This is a genomic window from Pseudonocardia halophobica, from assembly GCF_027922425.1.
Classification (GTDB): domain Bacteria; phylum Actinomycetota; class Actinomycetes; order Mycobacteriales; family Pseudonocardiaceae; genus Pseudonocardia; species Pseudonocardia halophobica.
Genome location: NZ_BSFQ01000005.1, coordinates 14,048 through 30,302 on the forward strand (window position 1 = coordinate 14,048; position 16,255 = coordinate 30,302).

Consider the following 16,255-nt stretch of genomic DNA (forward strand, 5'->3'; position numbering starts at 1 on the left):
CCGCCTCGCATCCGGGCCGCCGTTGGGCGAGCCGGTACAGATGTGGTGTAGGAATGGGGGCATCGAACCGTGCCCCACAGCCAGGTGCATGGACGCTGAGCTCAGGCTGGCCCCGTCCGGTTCGCTATCGCCGAGGCGAAGAGGGCTGCACCGACCAGCGCAGGTCCATACGGGAACGTGGCAGTCGGGCTGGCTGTGAGGCCGCGCCAGATCGCGAGCACGGCGATGCACACCGCTGCGTAGGCCGCGGCGGCCAGGGTGGTGGAGAGGCCCAAAAGACCGGTCCAGCAGGCGAGGATCGGCAGAAGCTTGGCGTCGCCCCAGCCCCATCCTCTCGGGATGACGATCTGCAGGGCAGTAGACAGCGCGAGCGCGCCGAGGACGACGGGAGCGAGCGCGTGGGTGTCGACACCGAGGACCGATTGCGCCAGGACGATCGTGGGGATGGTGACGGCGGCTAGTGAGCAGATGAGCGGGTCGGGGAGGCGGAGCTCGCGGGCGTCGACGAGCGCTGCGGCCATGCCCAGCGTGGCGAGGGGGACGAGGAGTAGCGCTGCGGCTAAGCCACGTTCGGCGAGGCAGGTGCTGAAGATGATCGTGAGAAGGGCGGCGGTCGCGGCGAACTCAAGTCCGGACCACGTGACAGGGCCCCGGGTGAAGCGATTCGCCAGCACCGTGGCGGTGGGGGCACAGAGTCCGGTCCCGAGGACGGCTCCGAGGAAGGGGTAGATCATCGGCGGCCGTCGATGCCGTTCGGGAAGAGCTGGTGGAAGACCGCGAAGCTCTCGGACGGGAGGTCCTCGCCGACCTCGAAGCCGCGCTCGGAGAGCAGCAGGTCTGCGTGCTCGCGCATCTCGGCGAGGTTGCCCTCGGCGTGGGCGATGCGCATGAGGTCGAGCAGCGGGCGGTCGTGGGTGAGCTCGGGATCGGCGAGGCGGGAGGCCTCGGCGGCCCAGCGCGCGGTGCCCAGGTCTCCGTGCTCCAGGGTGAGGTCGACGAGTTCGTGGGCGGTGTCGACCACCCAGCCCGGGATGATCGAGTCGAGGTGCTGGTCGGGGTTGCGAAGCCATCCGTATCCGTGTTCACGGTCGGACCGCAGGATCGGGCCGCGCACGAGCTGGAGCGCGGCGCTGTAGTCGGCCACGGCGTCGTCGACCCGGCCGGCCTTGGCGAGGGCGTTGGCACGTTTGCGTAGCCGCCGGAAGAGATCCCAGTCGAGGAGGAAGCGGGTCAGGCGGTACTGGGTCGCGACGCCGGGGGTACCGGTGGGGAGGTAGAAGTCGTTGGGATCGTCGGGTGCGTGTCCGGCCCACGCCCGCACGTCGACGAGTGCGCGCCGTACTGTCGACTCCTTCGCCTGTCGGGTCGCCGGCCAGAGGTCGGTGGCGAGCTTGTCGACGCTGACCCCGCGCGGGTGGAGCGCTAGGTAGACAGCGATCTCGAGGAACCAGGGTTGCCTGCTGACGGGTGTGGTGCCGGGAGCGCGCAGGACCGGCGGACCCAGGATGCCGACGAGCGGGTTGGGCGGGGTCTCTGAGGAGTGCCAGCGGGCGAGGTCATCGTCGAGCTCGGGGTCGTCTCGCTGCACTCGGAGCAGTGCTCGCTCGGCGGCGGGGTCGACAGTCTGGAGGACTGGTTCGGGCGCCGGGTCCGGTGCTGGTGCGGGGTCGGGAACGGCGTCGAACAGGACCGTCTGTTGCCAGGGGTTGGAGGTCGTCACGTCGGTGGGTGTCCAGGCGCCGTCGGCGGCCATGTCGGTCGCCCATCGGTGCTCGTCGGCTGCCGGAGGGACTGGTTTGTCCGGCCGGTAGGTAGTGCCGATCACGTCGAGGAGGTTGGCCGCGAACGTGGCGCTCATCTGCTCTGCGTGGATCCCGCTCTCCAGCGAGCCCTGGTCATCCAGAGGTAGTCGAAAGCCGGGCAGGCCCGCGGTGCCGTTGGCGACGAGGACGACGACCGAGCGCCGCGGGCCGGTGTGGATGTCGGTGAGCAGCTCGTCGAGGCCGTCCGGCGAAGTAGGGTCGGCGACCGCGACGACGGTGACGACCCAGGCATCGCCCCACGGGTCTCGTCGGCGCCGCGCGAGCACCTGGTCATGGGAACCGAGGCCGCGGGTGACGAGCTCCAGCTTCCGGCTGCCCGTTTCGATCGCGCCTGCTATGTCGGCGATGTGTCGCACTCGGCTGGACGGAAGGCGGGCCAGGTCCGGCTCAAGGCCGCTCACGACGACCTCGACGGCGTCCGCCCACCGGCTCGTGCCGAGCTCCACCACGATGCTGCGCAGCAGGTCTCTGGCACGGTCGGGGTGTCCATCGAGAAGGACGACCCCGTGGTGTTCGAGGTCGACGAGGTGGGTGCTCCCGCCGGCGAGTCCGAGCGTCACGACGGCCGGGTAGGGGTTGATCGGGTCCTCGCCGAGGGCGAGCCCGGACTCGGCCGGCATGAGCCAACTGCGGCCCGATTCTCCGACCAGGAAAGGCCGGGGCAGCTGAGTGTCGTCGGCGAACCGGAGCTCCACGCCGTCGGTGCTGAGCACGGCCGTCTGGAGATCGGGCGGGTCGAGGTCGTTCGGAATGCAGGACAAGGCCAGAGTGACGAGGTCCCCGTCCGAGGGTCGGGCCACCGCCGCGGCAGCGACCTCGTGTCGACCCTGTTCGGGGCCGGGTACGGCGATCTGACGTCGATAGCCGCGTGCCCTCTGCTGGCGCCGCCGCAGGAGGGCGAGGGCTGTCAGGACACCGGCCGTAGCCAGGCCGGCGCCACCCCACTGCACGATCGCGCTGGTCGGGGAGTCGGCCGGGGGAGCGGTGTCCGAGGGAGCTGCTGTTATCGGCGCGGGCACTGTCGTCGTGGGAGCGACCGTTGTCGTGGGTGCTGGGTCTGACGTGGGTGCTGGGGTCGTCGGCGGTGCGCTCGTCGTCGGTGGGGCAACCGGAGTCTGTGGCGGCTGACGATCGGGAGCCGGCTGACCGTTCGGGGGCGAAGCGGTCGGGATGCGCAGGAGCCAGCCCGGACGGACGATGTTCGGGTCGCGCAGTGTGCCCCCGTCGGGCTGTGGCCGGCCGACGTTCGCGTCGAAGAGCTCGGGGAAGCGGGCTGGATCGTGCAGGGTCCGTCCCGCGATGGCGGCGAGGCTGTCGCCGGGGCGGACGGTCACGGCGGCGGGCACTTCGGCGGGCGGGAGGACGAGGACCCAGCCCGTGCGGAGCAGCGCCCCGCTGGTCAACCGTCCGCCGCCGGGTTGTTCACGTCCGGAGTTAAGATCGAAGATCTCCCGCCACCGCAGCGGATCGCCGAGCTCGCGGGAGGCGATGTCCCACAACGTGTCTCGGTCCCGGACCGTGTACTGGGGGCCGGGCGAGCTCGGCGTCTCGGGACCGGCCCGGGCAGGGCCAGCGGTGGAGATCGAACCTGCGTCCGCGAGTGCCGGCGCGGCCACCGCCTGCGAAGCGAACGCGGCCATCAACCACATGATCAGGACGCCGGTGAGGGCCCGGCCGGCGCGACGTCGGGTGATCGTGGGCCTTGCTCCATGACGAACTGCGACAACGAGTTCGGTGATCGTCGAGACGACCAGATACAGCCAACCCACCCAGCCCGCGATCACCAGCGTGCCGAGGAGGAGGCGTCCGTCCTGGAAGCCGTAAAGGGCCGCGGTGGCTTCGGCCGGCGTCGGAAGGTGGTCGGGAAGGTACGGCGCGCCCAGCGCCACGAGAGCCAGGGGCAGCCCGGCCAGGAGCCCCAGGAGCACGACGGCGGCGACGACGCCTCGGCACAGCCGGGCGATCATCCGGCACCTCCGCTGGCGACGACGATCGGCTGGGCCTCGCCGAAGCCTTCGGCTGTCACCTCGTCGATCCCGAGGAGTCCGAGGAAGACCGTCGGGCGCGCAGCGGTGGCCTCGACCCGCACCGCTCCGTCCACGACGACGACGGTGCCCGTCACGCCCGCCTCCGCGAGGTGGTCGAGCGCCGCCGCCTGGGCGCGGTCGACGTCGATGGCGACGACCCCGCGGCGCAGCGCCACGGTGTCGACCTCCTGCCCGCCGGCCCTCGCCGCCTCTTCAGCGGTGGCGGTGACGGAGGCGAGCAGCTGTGCTTTTCGTACGCCGTCGATCCCGAGCCCGAGGCACAGGACGAGTGCCAGCACGAGAACCGCGGCAGGCGCGGCCATGACGCCGCCTCCGCGCTCGCGGTCGTCGGAGAGGATCACGACGCCTCCCGGTACCGGTCGATCACGCTGACCGCGGTCGCCTCGACGGCGTAGGTCCCAGGGGCTCCTGGGAGGACGAGGTCCGACCAGTCGACCTCGCATCGGACGGTGGCGCGGACCGACGCGCCGTCGTCCGCGGTCGTGATGACATCGACTGTGGCGCAGGAAATTCCACGGTCCTGGAAGACCGCTCGTGCGGCGTCCGTCGCTTCCGCGGTGGCGCCCGCGGGATCGCGCTGGACCGAGGCGACCCGTGCGGCGGCGCGGGCGGCATGGTCCGAGGTCGCCTCGGCGAGGCTGAGGCGCATCGTCGCGATTCCGAAGGTGAGGACGAGGCCGAGGACGCCCGCGACGATCGCAGCCTCGACGGCCGGTCCACCTCCGCGCTCGTGGTCCGGTGGTGTCACGCGGCGGGCCGTTCGAGGGCGCCTGTGGCAGTGCGGCTGATGGGGAGGTCGAGGACGGGCAGAACCGTGAGCACCTCGCCGGTGACCACGACGTCGAGGGAGCCGTCGGGTCGGACGATCGCCTCGGTGCGGGGGTTGAGCAGGACGCGGGCGGCCGAGCGTTCGAGGAACCGGCGGGCCGTCTCCTCGGCGTCCGCGGCGGACTCGGCACCGTAGTGTCTCCCGCTGCGGACCCCGTCTTCGGCCGCGGTCATCGCGAGCTGAGAGGCGAAGGCGTACAAGGAGATCTGGACTCCGGTGAGGACGAGAGCCAGGGTGCCGCTCCAGAGCAGTGCGAGCTGGGTACTGACAGCACCACCCCGCTCGTGCTCCGGGGGCGTCACTCCAGGGCTCCGATCTTCTTCGCGATGTAGGCGCCGACCCCGAGTGCGATGGCGCCGCCGAGCACGGCTCCGGCGCCGATGTGGAAGCCCTCGTCGCTGTTCCGGCCCCCGCCGCGTTCGTCGACGGGGCCGACGCGCTCCTGCAGGGCGAGGAAGGCCTCGCTCACGAGCAGCGTCAGTCGGTGGTAGAGCGACCTCATGGGGCCTCCTTGGTCGGATCAGCTGGTCAGCAGGGCGGTGGTCGCGGGGTAGAGGACCCAGGCGGCGATGAGGAAGACCTGCAGCGCGCCGGGGGTGCTGAGACGAACGCTCGCGCGGTTGGCCTCGGCGCGCGCGTCGCTCCGCAGCTCGTCGGACAGGCTCGTCGCACGGGCCAGGAGGGTGTCGATCACGGCACCGCCGTCGTCGCCGGCGCTACGCGCGATGTCGGCGAGATCGTCGAGCTCGGTGAGGTCGATCTCGTCGGCGAGCCGTGCGAGGCCGTGCCAGGGCATCTGGCCTGCTCGGACTGCGATCTCGAGGTGGTGAGCGATCCGGGCCATCGCCCAGCTGGACTGGAGAAGGCGAGCCGGCTGCTCCAGCGCGGTGGCCACTCCCGCGCCGCCCCTCCGCAGCAGGCTGACCTGCTGAAGATAGGCGACCACCGCGTAGCGCATCTCGTCCCGGAGGTCGTCGGCGCGGTCACGCAGCCGCCGGGTGGCGCCGGTCCAGGCGGCGACGGCCCCGGCGACGGTGACCAGTGCGGGCACGACCGCTGGAAGCTGGGCGTCGAGCACCCAGAGGACAAGCGCCAGAACGGGCCCCGCGGCGGCGTAGGACATCGCCGTGAGGAGGCGACGGACGACGAAGTCCTCGCGGCTCGTCGCCGTGATCCGTAGGTCGGCGAGGTCGACTCCCAACGGAATCCGTTCGACCAGGCGATGGAGCGACCCGCCGCTCCGGCCTACTCCCGGGTGTCGACCGCGGCGCTGCTCGTCCAGCATGTCGAGGCCGTCGTCCAACCGCGGGTGCCACGGCCGGAGCCCCGTCACGAGGACGGCGATCGCGAGGCCGAGCAGGCCGCCGCTGAGCGCTCCGAGCAGGGGAACGCTCATCGCGCTCCGCCCAGGAAGCGAGGCTCTGGCCGACCGAGCGCGATGCGGCGCATCCACACCAGCAGCGCGAGGGTCGCGGCGACCAGCACTGCCATGACCACCTGGCCGACCGGGGTCGAGTAGTCGGCGGCGAAGCCCGGCACGAACATGAGCAGGACGAACACGGCAGCCTGGATCAACAGCAGGGTCGTGATCGACTGCCGGGACTCGGCGCGCTCCGCCTCGACCTCTCGCCGGCCCCGGACGTCGCGGTCGACGCCGTCGGCGAGCTGCCGCAGGACCGTGGCGATCCCCGTGCTCTGTTGGCGCAGCGCAAGTCCGAGCGCGGCCGCGACGGTGTCCCCGACGCGGTCGTCCATGGTCTCGGCGAACTCGTGGAATGCCGCGTCCTGATCGGCGTGGCTGCTCTCGAGCCGGCCGGCGAGCCTGCCGACAGGGCCGGCGATCGCCTCCGGTGCCGTCCGGGCGGAGACGACGATGGCCTGGGCGAGCCCGACCGCGCCGCCGCCACTCAAGGTGTCGGCCATCCGACGGCACCAGGTCCCGAGTGCGGCGACGACGTCGATGCGCTCGCGGGCGACCCGTCCCGACCCGAGCAGCCAGGGGAGCCAGATCCCGGTGCAGGACATCGCGACGCCTGCGACGGGCCATCCGGACAGCAGCCAAACACCGACGCCGGCGAGGAGCCATGCCAGGATCCGGTTGCGGTCTCTGCGCGGGCTGCTCCCCGGCGTCCGGGCCGCCGAAGTCAGTGCCTTCACCTGCGTCGACCAGCGCGACACAGTGGTCCGTGGCGGCGCGGGCGCGTTGCGAACCCCCGCGACGCCGAGGACGAGGCCGGTGAGCAGGCAGAAGCCTGAGATGCCGCCCAGTGCCATCACCCATGTCATGGCCGACCCACCTCGATCCGGTCCGGTCGCGTGACGAAGCTCAGGTCGACGCCTGCCTCCTCGAAGGGCCACCGCTTCTGAGGTGCCATCTGCAGCCGCGGGCGCGGGTCGCCCGAGCCGAGATCGGGCGCGAAGATCCGGTTGACGGCGATGGTCCCGAGCTCGTTGATGTCGGTGACCTCGGAGATCTCCGAGACGAAGCGGTGCCGTCCGCCCAGTGCCGGGTGGTCGAGCTGGCGCATGTGGACGACGTAGTCGATGCCCTGCGCGACGAGTCGGCTGATGAAGCGGTCCGTCCACCCGGCCGCCGCTCCCTTCAGCGCGGCGGTGGCGAGGCGCTCCAGCGCCTCGGCGGAGGAACCCGCGTGCAAGGTGCACATCGAGCCGGGCATCCCGGCGGTCATCGCCTCGAGCATGGCGAGCGCCTCCTCGCCCCGCACCTCACCGATGATCACGCGGGTCACGGAGAGCCGGAGGGTCTGGTGCAGCAGCGCCGAGAGCGTCATCTCCCCGGCCCGCTCCCCGCCCGGGCCGGAGAACTCCGTGGAGCCGGGTCTCGCCTCCATCGCGACGATCAGCGGAGAGGCGCCGCGGAGGAGGTGGAGCCTCAGCTCGCACTCGGTCTCCAGGGTCGCGATGCGCTCACCCGGCGGGATCTCCCGTGCGATGGCGCGCAGCAGGGTGGTCTTCCCGCAGGCCGGTTGGCCGGTGACCAGGATGTTCTGCTTCGCGGCTATCAGGGCGCGGAGGAAGCGCGCTGCTTCCGCCGACAAGGCCCCCCGCGCCACGAGATCGTCGAGCGTCATGTCCATCAGCCGGTGCTTGCGGATCGTGACCGTCGGCCGGGGGACGACGTCGCGGAGTGCGGCCAGCCGGGACCCGTCCGGCAGCTGCATGTTCAGGCACGGCTGGGCCGGGGTGAAGGCCCGCTCGGAGGTCCCGTGATGGGCCGCAATGTGCTGGATCTGCTGGATGAGCTCCGCGTCGCTGGTGGCGATGGCGTCGCGGGCGACTCGGATCTCCCCGCCGCTGAGCCGCACCAGGGGCGGCTCGGCGCCGACGAGGTAGATGTCCTCGACGTCGGGTAGGTCAAGGAGCGCCTGAAGCTGACCGAGCCCCCAGATCCCGCGCTCGACGGAGAGCAGGACCTCCGACTCGTCGGCCTGGTCGAGCACGGGCTGCCCCCTGCCCAAGCGCGCTCGCGCCTCGACCTCCAGCTCGGCCTGGATCAGCGCCCGGAGCGCTTGGCGCTCGTCGTCCGCGGTCATGCCTGCCCGCGGCGGCTGCTCGGCGAGCTGCGCGATCACGCGTCCGCGGATGACGTCGATGACGACCTTGTCGACGGTCATGCGCTCCGCCCCGCGTGGTCGGCCGCCGCCAGCCGGGAGGCGGTGAGGAGCATCGCCTGCTGCAACTTCCCTCGATGGAACCGCGGGCCGGGCTCGGCGCCGTCGGTCCAGTGGCGGGCGCCGCCCGGATCGTTCGGGAGGACCGCCGCGAGGGGCAGCCCGCAGGCGCGGGAGATCTCGTCTGCGCTGTAGGGCCGGTCGGGGCCCACGACGACGAGACGAGGACTTGCCATCGTCCGAGGCAGCAGCGGGACGGCCCGGGCGACGTGTCGGACCGCGGCGAGGTGCGACCGCGTCACGATGAGGATCGCGGCCGAGTAGGCGAGCACGGCGGTCATCGGGTGCGTGGGATTGAGACGACCACAGTCGACGAGGAGGTCGGCGCCGTCGAAGGACCCGAGCTGCTCCGCTGTCCTCGGCCAGTTCACCGCTGCGGCCGCCTGTGGCGAGCCGAACCCGGCCAGGATCAACGGGCCATGCTTCGCCGGGCGGAGGACGTGTCGACCGAGGGGACCCCGGAGATTGCCGAGTCGAGCCTCGGCGAGCACATCGAGGATGCCTCCTGCCGCCGACACCCGCCCACCGCCCAGTCCGACGAGCATGTCCCCGCCCTGCGGATCGAGGTCCACCGCGACGGCAGGGCGTGGCCAGCTCGCCGCCAGACCGACGACTGTGGTGGTCACACCGGGGGAGCCCTTGAAGGACAGCATGCTCACGACGGTCACCGGTCCTCCACCAGAACGATCACGGCACGCCCGGCCAGAGACGCCCGCGCCACCACCGGACCGTCGGCGACCCTGACGAGGACCTGCGCCGTCCGGTGCTGGGCCGTTCCCCCTACCCGGACGATCTCGCCGTCCACGGAGGTACCGGCCGCGTCGTCGGAGCCATCGAGGACGAGGACTCGATCCCCGGCGCCCAAGCCGTCCGCCGGGATCTGGCCCTCCCGCCCGCTGACCTCGATGACCGCCATCCCCGGTGCCGGGAACAGCACGCTGCGCAGGAGCCCAGGGCTGATCAGCTGGCCTCGCTCGACCGGTGACGTGAGGGGTTTGCCCACGACGTCGGCTTGCCGGGACCACGGGACCGAGGCGAGACCACTGCCGGTCGGGATCTGCACCTGGACCAGGTCCTCGATCGCCAGCGACTCGCCACGAGGTACGTCGCGGTTTGCCGCGATCACCGCCTCGGACTCGCGCACCACAGCGACGACCGCGACTCCCGCCAGCAGCCCGACCACCCCGAGAACCGCCGCCAGGCTCCGGTAGAAGCGTCGGCCCCGACGTCGTGGGGCAGTACGGGGCGATGCAGGTGACTCGGTCGATCGTGTGTCGGGCTTCCGCAGCATCATCGGCCACCTCCGGTCACGAGAACCTGGACCTCGTCGACGGGGACCTCGAGCTCGGTGTCCAGACGAAGCTCCTGCCCGCCCACGACCGGTTGACCGCCCGAGAACCCCTCCCAGCCGACCTGCCACACCGCGGTCGCCACGATCGTCCAGCGACCAGCGCCCGCGGTCCTCGCCGGCAGAGACCGCTCCTCGTAGGTGTATCCGCAGTCGGGTGAAGGGCCGGGCTGACCCGTCCAGGGCGTGCCCGGCCCCGTGCAGAACACCTCGGCCCCGTCCGGCCCCATCGACCACTCGACGCCGGACAGCCGTGCTGTCGCGACGACGTTCGCGTCCCCGACGGCGGCGCTCGCCGTGGCGGCCTCGGCCGCGCCCTCTGCCTGGTCGATCCACAGCCAGACCGGGACCCCGACGTATGCCTCGTCCTGCCCGGACAGGCGGATGGTGGGCTTCTGGAGTTCGAGCCTGTTGATGGCGATCCTCGTCGGAACCGCCGGGTCGACGGGTGCCGCGGCCTGCGCGACGGCTGCGGGAGCACCGGCCACCGATACCTCCTCCGGCGGAGCGATGCCGAGCAGGTTCTGGCGGAGCATCTCCGGGATCCGCTCCGCGATCTCGCGGCTCGGCGCGATGCTCGGCCGCCTCGGCGCAGCCGGCCGATCCTGCGCCGGCTCCTCGACCGGCTGGTGCGCCGACGGGCCACCCGGGCGGCCCGGATCGGCGGCCTCGACCAGGCACAGCCCCATGGCCGAGAGCACCCGGCACCCACCCGGTGCCGCGGACGCGGTGGCGTGGCCGAGGTACGGAGCGACGAGCAGGGCCGTCGCGACGGTCGCGACCCGGCGGGTCAGCACGGCTCCTCCGGCGACGGTGCCGTGCGCTCCACCCACCAGCGGTCCCCGTCGCGCACGATCTCCGCGCGGTAGCGGTACCGAGGGGTCTGGTTGGTCTGGTCCCCGAGTTGCCGCCCGTCTGCAGCAAGAATGCGCACGCCGGCGGCATCGAGGCAGTCGAGGACCGCGACCTTCCCGTCGGTGGCCGTCACAGCCGGGTCGACGGCGGGGGAATGGCCGAGCCGCCCCTCGACGTGCGCGTTCAGCGAGGCGTAGTTCTGGACGTCGAGAACCGCGGCGTCCAAGGCCTGCCCGCGAGCGAGCTGCCGCAGCTCCGCGGCCCAGTCCTTCGCGGCGGGGGCGGCGTTCGCGTCCTGGCTGACCCTGAAGAACTCGGAGTACGCCGCGAGCGCGGCGACCGTGGGGTCGGGCGCCGGCGGAGCCGGGTCCGGGCTGGGAGCGCTGCAGGCCGCGAGCAGGGCAGCGCCGACCAGCAGCACACCGAACCGCGGAGCCGAGCCGTGCTGCACACGAGGAAGAGCCACGAGTGCGATCCTGGTGGAAGTCGCGCAGTCTTCGTGCACTCTCGTGCGGCGATCGTGTTGAGATCGTGCTGCGGGCACCTGGCGCCACCTCCTTCGCGGCTCTGTCTCGGGCCGCAGGGTGCACGATGGCGTCGGCCGCCGAGGCGCTTTCGAGTTGAATGCTCCATGCGGACTAGCGGTAGCGCGAGCAGTGCACGAAGACTGCGGCCCTCGTGCGTAGCCCCTGAGCAGCAAGGATGTGACACGCCGACAGTGCGCGGCACGCTAGGCGCTGACGTTTGCAATCGTGAACGCATTTCCGGCTCGGAGTTGTCCACAGATCGGCCAACGGGGGTAGCGCAGTGGGGACGCTCGGAGTGAGCGTGGTGCCATGCGCGCTCTCGTCGTCCTCGGGCTCCTCGTGGGCCTTCTCGGGGCCATTGGTGTTGTCGCGCTCCGAGGTGAGGACCACGGGCTGGTTGCCGCGTTGGAAGAGGCGGGCTGCGACGGCGTCGTCTCTCGGTTCGAGAAGACCGACGGTCATGACTGGTTGGTGGTCGGCGTCGACGCCTGTGTCGTGGGTGGAGTCGTCCTGAACCGCCAGCGCGCGGCCGAGACGGTCGAGTCGGCCGTCGCGCCCGAGCTGATTTCGTGTCTCGACGGTCTCGTGGTCTGGGCGAGGAGCCCGGCCGAGCCCGGCTCACACGAGCCTCGGGCGACACTCGAGAAGCGCTACGACCGAGACCCCTCGACCGGCCCTCGCAACAGATGCACTCTTCAGACTGCGGGATCAAACGACGGCACAGCACTGGCGATCGCGGTCGTCATGCCCCTGGCCGTCCTCGTCTTCGGCGGCCTCGTGGTCAGTCTCAGTAGGCGTCGAGTCGGCCTCGTTCTGCTGATGCGCCTTTGAGAGGAAGCGTGGCAGCTGTGCCTGGTAGTAGCCGAGCTATGCCCTGACCGAGATGTGGACGTGGTCGAAGTGACCGCCGGTCGCGTCGGTGGGGTCGTAGACGCCGCCTCCGGTGTAGGGCGTGCCCCACGCGCCGGGTCCGTCGCCGGTCCGGCTGTTCCAGAACCGGCCCTGCCAGATGAGGTAGCCGACGCCGAGGGCGTCGGCGTGTGCGCGGAGCCAGGTGGCGACGCTCCACCCTGTCTGTAGCTCGGCGCCCTGCGGGAAGGTGCCTGCTCGGGTGGGGAAGATGTCGCAGGCCCGGCCCTTGGGGTGGTCGCTGGTGGGGTTCCAGGGATGCGGGTCCCAGCAGGTGGTGGCGCGGATCGGGCGGTCGGGTCCGGGCGGGCCGAAGGTCGCGACGAGCTCGTCGTAGAGGTGCCGGGTCTGCGGGGTGAGACAGCCTGAGGTGGTGGGGTCGTCCACGGTGCAACCCGTCGTGGGACCGACGAACGGCGGAGGGATGCGGAGGTTCTCGATCGATGCCGGCCCTCCGGGCGCCGGGCGATCGGTGAGCAGGCTCCCGGTGAGTCCGGCGAGGCCGAGGACCAGGACGAGCAGCCCGGCCATCGCCAGCGCTCCGAGGCCGACTGCGCCGCGCATCAGGGTCGGTAGGGCGTGGTCTGCAGGGTGGCCAGCGGGGCGTGGTCGGCACGCATGCCGAAGCGTTCGGTGAGGTCGCAGTCCGCGAACGGGCCGGTGGGGGACTGGAGCTCACGGAGGCACGGGTCGAGGTGGTCGCGGATCCAGACCGACATCGCGGTGCCGGGTTCGGCGGCGAGCTCGGTCCAGGCGCGGCGCAGTGCCTCGAAGCGGAAGAGGGCCTCGGAGTGCTCCCACCAGCGCGGGCACCAGCGCAGCTCGCCTCGGATGGGGCGGGCGATGACGGAGGTGACGTGCCGTCGGACCCAGTCGGCGAGCTCGTCGGGGTCGATGGCCTGCGGAGCGGTCTTGGCGGGCGGCGGTGGGGGCTCGGAGCGAGGGCCGTTGACGACGTCGTCGAGCAGGTCGGTGTGCTGTCCGGTCACGTTCTCCAGTCGCTCGACGCGGGCGAGCAGCTCGTCGAGGTCGGTCACGACTGCTCCTTTCTGGTGGGCAGGGTTCGTGCGGCGGCGTCGCGGAGCTCGTGCAGTGCCTGGTCGGCGTAGGTGCGGATGTCGCGGCCGATCTGTTCGCGGTACCAGGGGCGGAGGCGGCCGAGGGCGGGACGGCGGCCGGTGCTGAACAGGACGGCGTGGTCGCGGTCGAGCGCGCGCAGGACGTCGGGCGGCATGAGCGGCTGGCGGGCGTGGGAGACCTGACGGCTGACGCCGCTGCCCCGGGAATGGGTTGTCGAGACCTTGCGGACCTCGTGATCGCCGATGAGCCCAGCAACCTTCTGTAGGAAGGCGTGGTCGTCGACGCCGGCTCCGACGAGCTTGATCGTGGCGGCGGACCAGAGCGCGTCCATGCCCTGGTTGCCCCAGACCCCGACGCCCTGCTGGTAGCTCTGCAGCATGGTGAGGACCTGGATCCCGCGCGAGCCGTAGTGGCTGTAGAGCTGGGGGAGCGCCTGGATCGGACAGATGTTGGCGGCCTCGTCCAGGACCGCGACGACGGGTGGCTCGAGCCGTCCACCGGCGGCCTGGGCCCGGAGCTCGGCGACCTCGAGGATGCGGTCGACGAGGGCGGCGACGACGGGTGCCGCGGTCGCGGCGCCCTCCTTGGAGAGCAGGTGGGCGGTGACGGGCCGTTGTTCGCCGTCGATCACGAGATCCCAGGGGTCGAGCTCGGTGTAGGTGCCCTCGCCGGGTTGCCGCCAGGTGTGGGGAGGGGTGACCCACCGCAGGATCCGTTCGGAGGTCAGCGACTTCGTGGCGGTGCGGGCGGTCTGGAAGATGCCCTTCGTGGTGACGTCGGCGCCGGCGAGCGAGGCCTCGAGGTCGGCGGCCTCGACGCCGGCGCCGGCGCGGTCGAGGGCGGAGATTGCGTCGCGGCGACCGTACTGGAGCCAGTGCAGGACCTCGCGCAAGCTACCTCCGGAGAGGGCGGCGGCGAGGAGGGTTCCGACCAGGACCTGTTCGCCCGCGGCGTGGAAGAAGGGGTCGCGGCGTTGGCCGCCGATGGTGCCCATGAAGTGCCCGGCGAGGCGGGCGGCGGATTCGTAGCGGTGGGCGTCGTCGGCTTCTCGGATGGCGCGTAGGGGGTCCCACCACCACGTCTGGCGAGCGTGGGCGATCTGCTGAGGGTCGAACGTCCAAACCGGGCCGACCTCTGCGCGCAAGCCGCTGGTCAACGACCACAAGTCGGCCTTGTTGGAGGTCGCGACCACGAGCCCGGGTGCGGAGAGCACGGTGGGGACGGCGATGGCGGAGGTCTTGTTCGAGCGGGGTCCCATGATCACGAGCGCGACGTCCTCCCAGGACATCCACACGTCGCGGCCGCCGACGTCGAGAAGCCGGATCCCACGGTCGGTGTCGGCGAGCGGGTCGGTGGAGCTGAGCCCACGCAGACTTCGCGCACGTCGGTCGGCGGCGCGGCCGCTGAGGTCGCCGAGCCCCCTACGTCGGAGCAGCCCTCGGTCGCGGCCATCGGCCGGTCGAAACCGGAGCGCGAGGAACACTGCGGCGGCGATCTCGAGGAGCACCGAGGCGACGAGGATGGTGAGGAAGACGGGAAAGTCGAGGCCGGGGGGCAGCCCGTCAGCGGACCAGTGAACGGCGATCCGCACCCAGAGCAGCGGCGTCCACTCCGGCGCGGTCCAGCTGCCGTCCGCCGCGCCCGAGGCGTAGGCGAGGGCGAACCACACATCGCCGGACAGCAGCGCGGAGCCGAGTACGAGCGCGATCACCGAGAACGGTCCGGCCATGTCGCGGGTCATCGCGAGGTTCCAGGGTGGAAGGCGGAGTCGGTGTCGTAGAGCCCGGTCTCGGTGGGGGTGAGGGTGAGCGCGACAGGCAGGCCCATGCGCTCGCCGGACTTGATCAGGTACTTCCCGCGGCCGGGGTGAGCTCGACCGGAGTGCCAGGTGGGCGGGGCGGCCCAGGAGGTGACGAGTGCGGCCTCGCCGGTGGTGAGCGGGGTGATGCGGCGGAGGCCGTCGAGCTCCTTCTCGGCCATGCCGCCGAGGATCAGGATCCCGTTGCGAGACGCCATGCCGCGGGCCTTGGCGCGGTCGGCCTCGGTCGGAAGGGCCTCCAGGTCGTCGAGGGAGTGGGTGACCTGGAAGGAGACGACGCCGCGGTGGCGGTTGAGCCGGGTGATGCGGTCGGAGCGTTCGACGAGCCCGGGGGCGACGCGCAGTGCCCGCCAGAGCTCGTCCTGGATTTGCACGACGTTGCGCCTGGCACCGGCGCTGGTGGTGGCGTCGGTGACCCCGGCGGCCCAGGCCCAGGAGCACAGCATCGCGGCCGCGACGGCGTCGTCGTCCTCGTCGTCGAGGGCGGAGATGTCCAGCGACAGGGCAGGGGAGCCGGGTGTTGCTCGGACAGTGGATTGCCGGTCGAAGATGCCGCGCAGACTGCCCTCGCAGAGCAGCCCGAGGGTGTTGACGAGATCGCGGGTGCTGCATCGGTAGTCGGCCTCGTCGGTGGCGGCGGTGATGCGCGCGAGGTCGTCCATCCCGACGGTCAGCACGTGCAGGACGTCGGGAATCAAGGGTTGGGTGCTGTCGCGGACGGCGGTGACGGTGTCGAGCGCGGCGCCGAGGAGGCGGCGTTCGGTCACGGTGATCTCCGCTCTGCGGACGATCGTGGTGAGGGCTTCGAGCAGCGAGATTCGGCGGGCCCGGATGGTCTCGGCGATGCGTTCGCGCTCGATCCCGACGGCGGCGCCAAGGGTGGGGCCGAGCGGGCCTGCGTCGAGTGGGTTGAGGGAGTGCGCGCCGCGGCCGATGCGCCACACCGCGCCGCCGAGGGCGTCGACCAGGGCGCTGTACTCGCCTTTGACGTCGCCGGGGATGACGGCGGTCATGCCGTAGCCGACGAGCCCGACGAGCATCCGTTTGGTGATCGAGGACTTCCCGATCCCGGGCTGGCCCTGGACCCACACGCCGGTGTTGGAGACGAGACCGGTGCGCAGCCACTCCGCCGGGTCGAGTCCCAGCGGTTCGGCGGTGTGCATGTGACGGCCGATGGGGACGCCGTGCACGGAGGCTCCCGACGAGATCGCAAAGGGAAACAAGCCGCAGAGCTGGCTGGTGGTGGCGGTGTAGCGGGTGGCGGGCTCCATCCCGGCGGCGCGACCGCCGCCGGGGACGGCCCAGCCGAGGCGTTTGGGGATCAT

Annotated in this window: 18 protein-coding genes; 1 reads left to right on the plus strand and 17 read right to left on the minus strand. The window is 71.8% G+C overall.

Going from position 1 to position 16,255, the window contains the following annotated elements; all coding sequences use genetic code 11:
* Nucleotides 1–101: 101 nt before the first annotated feature.
* The 13 genes from PKE99_RS07995 to PKE99_RS08055 all read right to left on the minus strand — a co-directional run bounded on the left by PKE99_RS07995 (nucleotide 102) and on the right by PKE99_RS08055 (nucleotide 11,061).
* Nucleotides 102–734: a prepilin peptidase gene (locus tag PKE99_RS07995; protein WP_051736777.1), complete on the minus strand. Its 633-nt coding sequence runs from the start codon at nucleotides 732–734 to the stop codon at nucleotides 102–104.
* Nucleotides 731–3,790, minus strand: coding sequence for a LysM peptidoglycan-binding domain-containing protein (locus PKE99_RS08000; protein WP_081923757.1), 3,060 nt, complete (start codon nucleotides 3,788–3,790; stop codon nucleotides 731–733). Before PKE99_RS08000 ends, PKE99_RS07995 begins: the two co-directional genes overlap by 4 nt.
* A complete protein-coding gene (locus tag PKE99_RS08005) occupies nucleotides 3,787–4,212 on the minus strand; it encodes a hypothetical protein (protein WP_081923758.1) in 426 nt (141 codons plus the stop codon). Before PKE99_RS08005 ends, PKE99_RS08000 begins: the two co-directional genes overlap by 4 nt.
* The gene (locus PKE99_RS08010) at nucleotides 4,209–4,619 is read right to left on the minus strand and encodes a hypothetical protein (protein WP_051736778.1); all 411 of its coding nucleotides are present in this window, start codon (nucleotides 4,617–4,619) and stop codon (nucleotides 4,209–4,211) included. The genes PKE99_RS08005 and PKE99_RS08010 overlap by 4 nt, the downstream gene beginning before the upstream one ends.
* The gene (locus tag PKE99_RS08015; protein WP_037040882.1) at nucleotides 4,616–5,002 is read right to left on the minus strand and encodes a hypothetical protein; all 387 of its coding nucleotides are present in this window, start codon (nucleotides 5,000–5,002) and stop codon (nucleotides 4,616–4,618) included. The genes PKE99_RS08010 and PKE99_RS08015 overlap by 4 nt, the downstream gene beginning before the upstream one ends.
* Nucleotides 4,999–5,202: a hypothetical protein gene (locus PKE99_RS08020; protein WP_037040883.1), complete on the minus strand. Its 204-nt coding sequence runs from the start codon at nucleotides 5,200–5,202 to the stop codon at nucleotides 4,999–5,001. Before PKE99_RS08020 ends, PKE99_RS08015 begins: the two co-directional genes overlap by 4 nt.
* Before the next feature lie 18 nt (nucleotides 5,203–5,220).
* The gene (locus PKE99_RS08025; RefSeq protein WP_037040884.1) at nucleotides 5,221–6,096 is read right to left on the minus strand and encodes a type II secretion system F family protein; all 876 of its coding nucleotides are present in this window, start codon (nucleotides 6,094–6,096) and stop codon (nucleotides 5,221–5,223) included.
* Nucleotides 6,093–6,986: a type II secretion system F family protein gene (locus tag PKE99_RS08030; RefSeq protein WP_156067131.1), complete on the minus strand. Its 894-nt coding sequence runs from the start codon at nucleotides 6,984–6,986 to the stop codon at nucleotides 6,093–6,095. The genes PKE99_RS08025 and PKE99_RS08030 overlap by 4 nt, the downstream gene beginning before the upstream one ends.
* Nucleotides 6,983–8,335, minus strand: a complete 1,353-nt coding sequence (locus PKE99_RS08035) for a TadA family conjugal transfer-associated ATPase (protein ID WP_037040885.1) — start codon at nucleotides 8,333–8,335, stop codon at nucleotides 6,983–6,985. The genes PKE99_RS08030 and PKE99_RS08035 overlap by 4 nt, the downstream gene beginning before the upstream one ends.
* Nucleotides 8,332–9,060: a P-loop NTPase family protein gene (locus PKE99_RS08040; RefSeq protein ID WP_081923759.1), complete on the minus strand. Its 729-nt coding sequence runs from the start codon at nucleotides 9,058–9,060 to the stop codon at nucleotides 8,332–8,334. Before PKE99_RS08040 ends, PKE99_RS08035 begins: the two co-directional genes overlap by 4 nt.
* On the minus strand, nucleotides 9,057–9,575 hold the full coding sequence (locus PKE99_RS08045) for an SAF domain-containing protein (protein WP_037040886.1): 519 nt from the start codon (nucleotides 9,573–9,575) through the stop codon (nucleotides 9,057–9,059). The genes PKE99_RS08040 and PKE99_RS08045 overlap by 4 nt, the downstream gene beginning before the upstream one ends.
* A 107-nt stretch (nucleotides 9,576–9,682) precedes the next feature.
* Nucleotides 9,683–10,573, minus strand: a complete 891-nt coding sequence (locus tag PKE99_RS08050; protein ID WP_197040457.1) for a hypothetical protein — start codon at nucleotides 10,571–10,573, stop codon at nucleotides 9,683–9,685.
* Nucleotides 10,531–11,061, minus strand: a complete 531-nt coding sequence (locus PKE99_RS08055) for a hypothetical protein (protein ID WP_156067135.1) — start codon at nucleotides 11,059–11,061, stop codon at nucleotides 10,531–10,533. The genes PKE99_RS08050 and PKE99_RS08055 overlap by 43 nt, the downstream gene beginning before the upstream one ends.
* 370 nt (nucleotides 11,062–11,431) lie before the next feature.
* Here PKE99_RS08055 and PKE99_RS08060 point away from each other — a divergent pair, with 370 nt between their 5' ends.
* Nucleotides 11,432–11,953 (plus strand): hypothetical protein, encoded by a 522-nt coding sequence (locus PKE99_RS08060; RefSeq protein WP_037040890.1) that lies wholly within the window; start codon nucleotides 11,432–11,434, stop codon nucleotides 11,951–11,953.
* A gap of 36 nt (nucleotides 11,954–11,989) precedes the next feature.
* Here PKE99_RS08060 and PKE99_RS08065 read toward each other — a convergent pair whose 3' ends face one another.
* The 4 genes from PKE99_RS08065 to PKE99_RS08080 are packed head-to-tail and all read right to left on the minus strand — an operon-like array spanning nucleotide 11,990 to nucleotide 16,255.
* The gene (locus PKE99_RS08065; RefSeq protein WP_037040891.1) at nucleotides 11,990–12,595 is read right to left on the minus strand and encodes a VldE C-terminal domain-containing protein; all 606 of its coding nucleotides are present in this window, start codon (nucleotides 12,593–12,595) and stop codon (nucleotides 11,990–11,992) included.
* Entirely contained in the window at nucleotides 12,595–13,068 is a 474-nt protein-coding gene (locus PKE99_RS08070) for a DUF4913 domain-containing protein (RefSeq protein ID WP_051736781.1), read from the minus strand. The genes PKE99_RS08065 and PKE99_RS08070 overlap by 1 nt, the downstream gene beginning before the upstream one ends.
* Nucleotides 13,065–14,852, minus strand: coding sequence for a type IV secretory system conjugative DNA transfer family protein (locus PKE99_RS08075; RefSeq protein ID WP_037040892.1), 1,788 nt, complete (start codon nucleotides 14,850–14,852; stop codon nucleotides 13,065–13,067). The genes PKE99_RS08070 and PKE99_RS08075 overlap by 4 nt, the downstream gene beginning before the upstream one ends.
* A complete protein-coding gene (locus PKE99_RS08080; RefSeq protein WP_197040458.1) occupies nucleotides 14,849–16,255 on the minus strand; it encodes a putative type IV secretion/conjugal transfer ATPase in 1,407 nt (468 codons plus the stop codon). The genes PKE99_RS08075 and PKE99_RS08080 overlap by 4 nt, the downstream gene beginning before the upstream one ends.

Bases quoted from the DNA above. Each gene is read 5' to 3' on its own strand.
- PKE99_RS08000 (WP_081923757.1), bottom strand. From the start codon at position 3,790: ATGATCGCCCGGCTGTGCCGAGGCGTCGTCGCCGCCGTCGTGCTCCTG.
- PKE99_RS08060 (WP_037040890.1), top strand. From the start codon at position 11,432: ATGCGCGCTCTCGTCGTCCTCGGGCTCCTCGTGGGCCTTCTCGGGGCC.
- PKE99_RS08075 (WP_037040892.1), bottom strand. From the start codon at position 14,852: ATGACCCGCGACATGGCCGGACCGTTCTCGGTGATCGCGCTCGTACTC.
- PKE99_RS08025 (WP_037040884.1), bottom strand. From the start codon at position 6,096: ATGAGCGTTCCCCTGCTCGGAGCGCTCAGCGGCGGCCTGCTCGGCCTC.
- PKE99_RS08020 (WP_037040883.1), bottom strand. From the start codon at position 5,202: ATGAGGTCGCTCTACCACCGACTGACGCTGCTCGTGAGCGAGGCCTTC.
- PKE99_RS08065 (WP_037040891.1), bottom strand. From the start codon at position 12,595: ATGCGCGGCGCAGTCGGCCTCGGAGCGCTGGCGATGGCCGGGCTGCTC.
- PKE99_RS08035 (WP_037040885.1), bottom strand. From the start codon at position 8,335: ATGACCGTCGACAAGGTCGTCATCGACGTCATCCGCGGACGCGTGATC.
- PKE99_RS08080 (WP_197040458.1), bottom strand. From the start codon at position 16,255: ATGATCCCCAAACGCCTCGGCTGGGCCGTCCCCGGCGGCGGTCGCGCC.
- PKE99_RS07995 (WP_051736777.1), bottom strand. From the start codon at position 734: ATGATCTACCCCTTCCTCGGAGCCGTCCTCGGGACCGGACTCTGTGCC.
- PKE99_RS08030 (WP_156067131.1), bottom strand. From the start codon at position 6,986: ATGACATGGGTGATGGCACTGGGCGGCATCTCAGGCTTCTGCCTGCTC.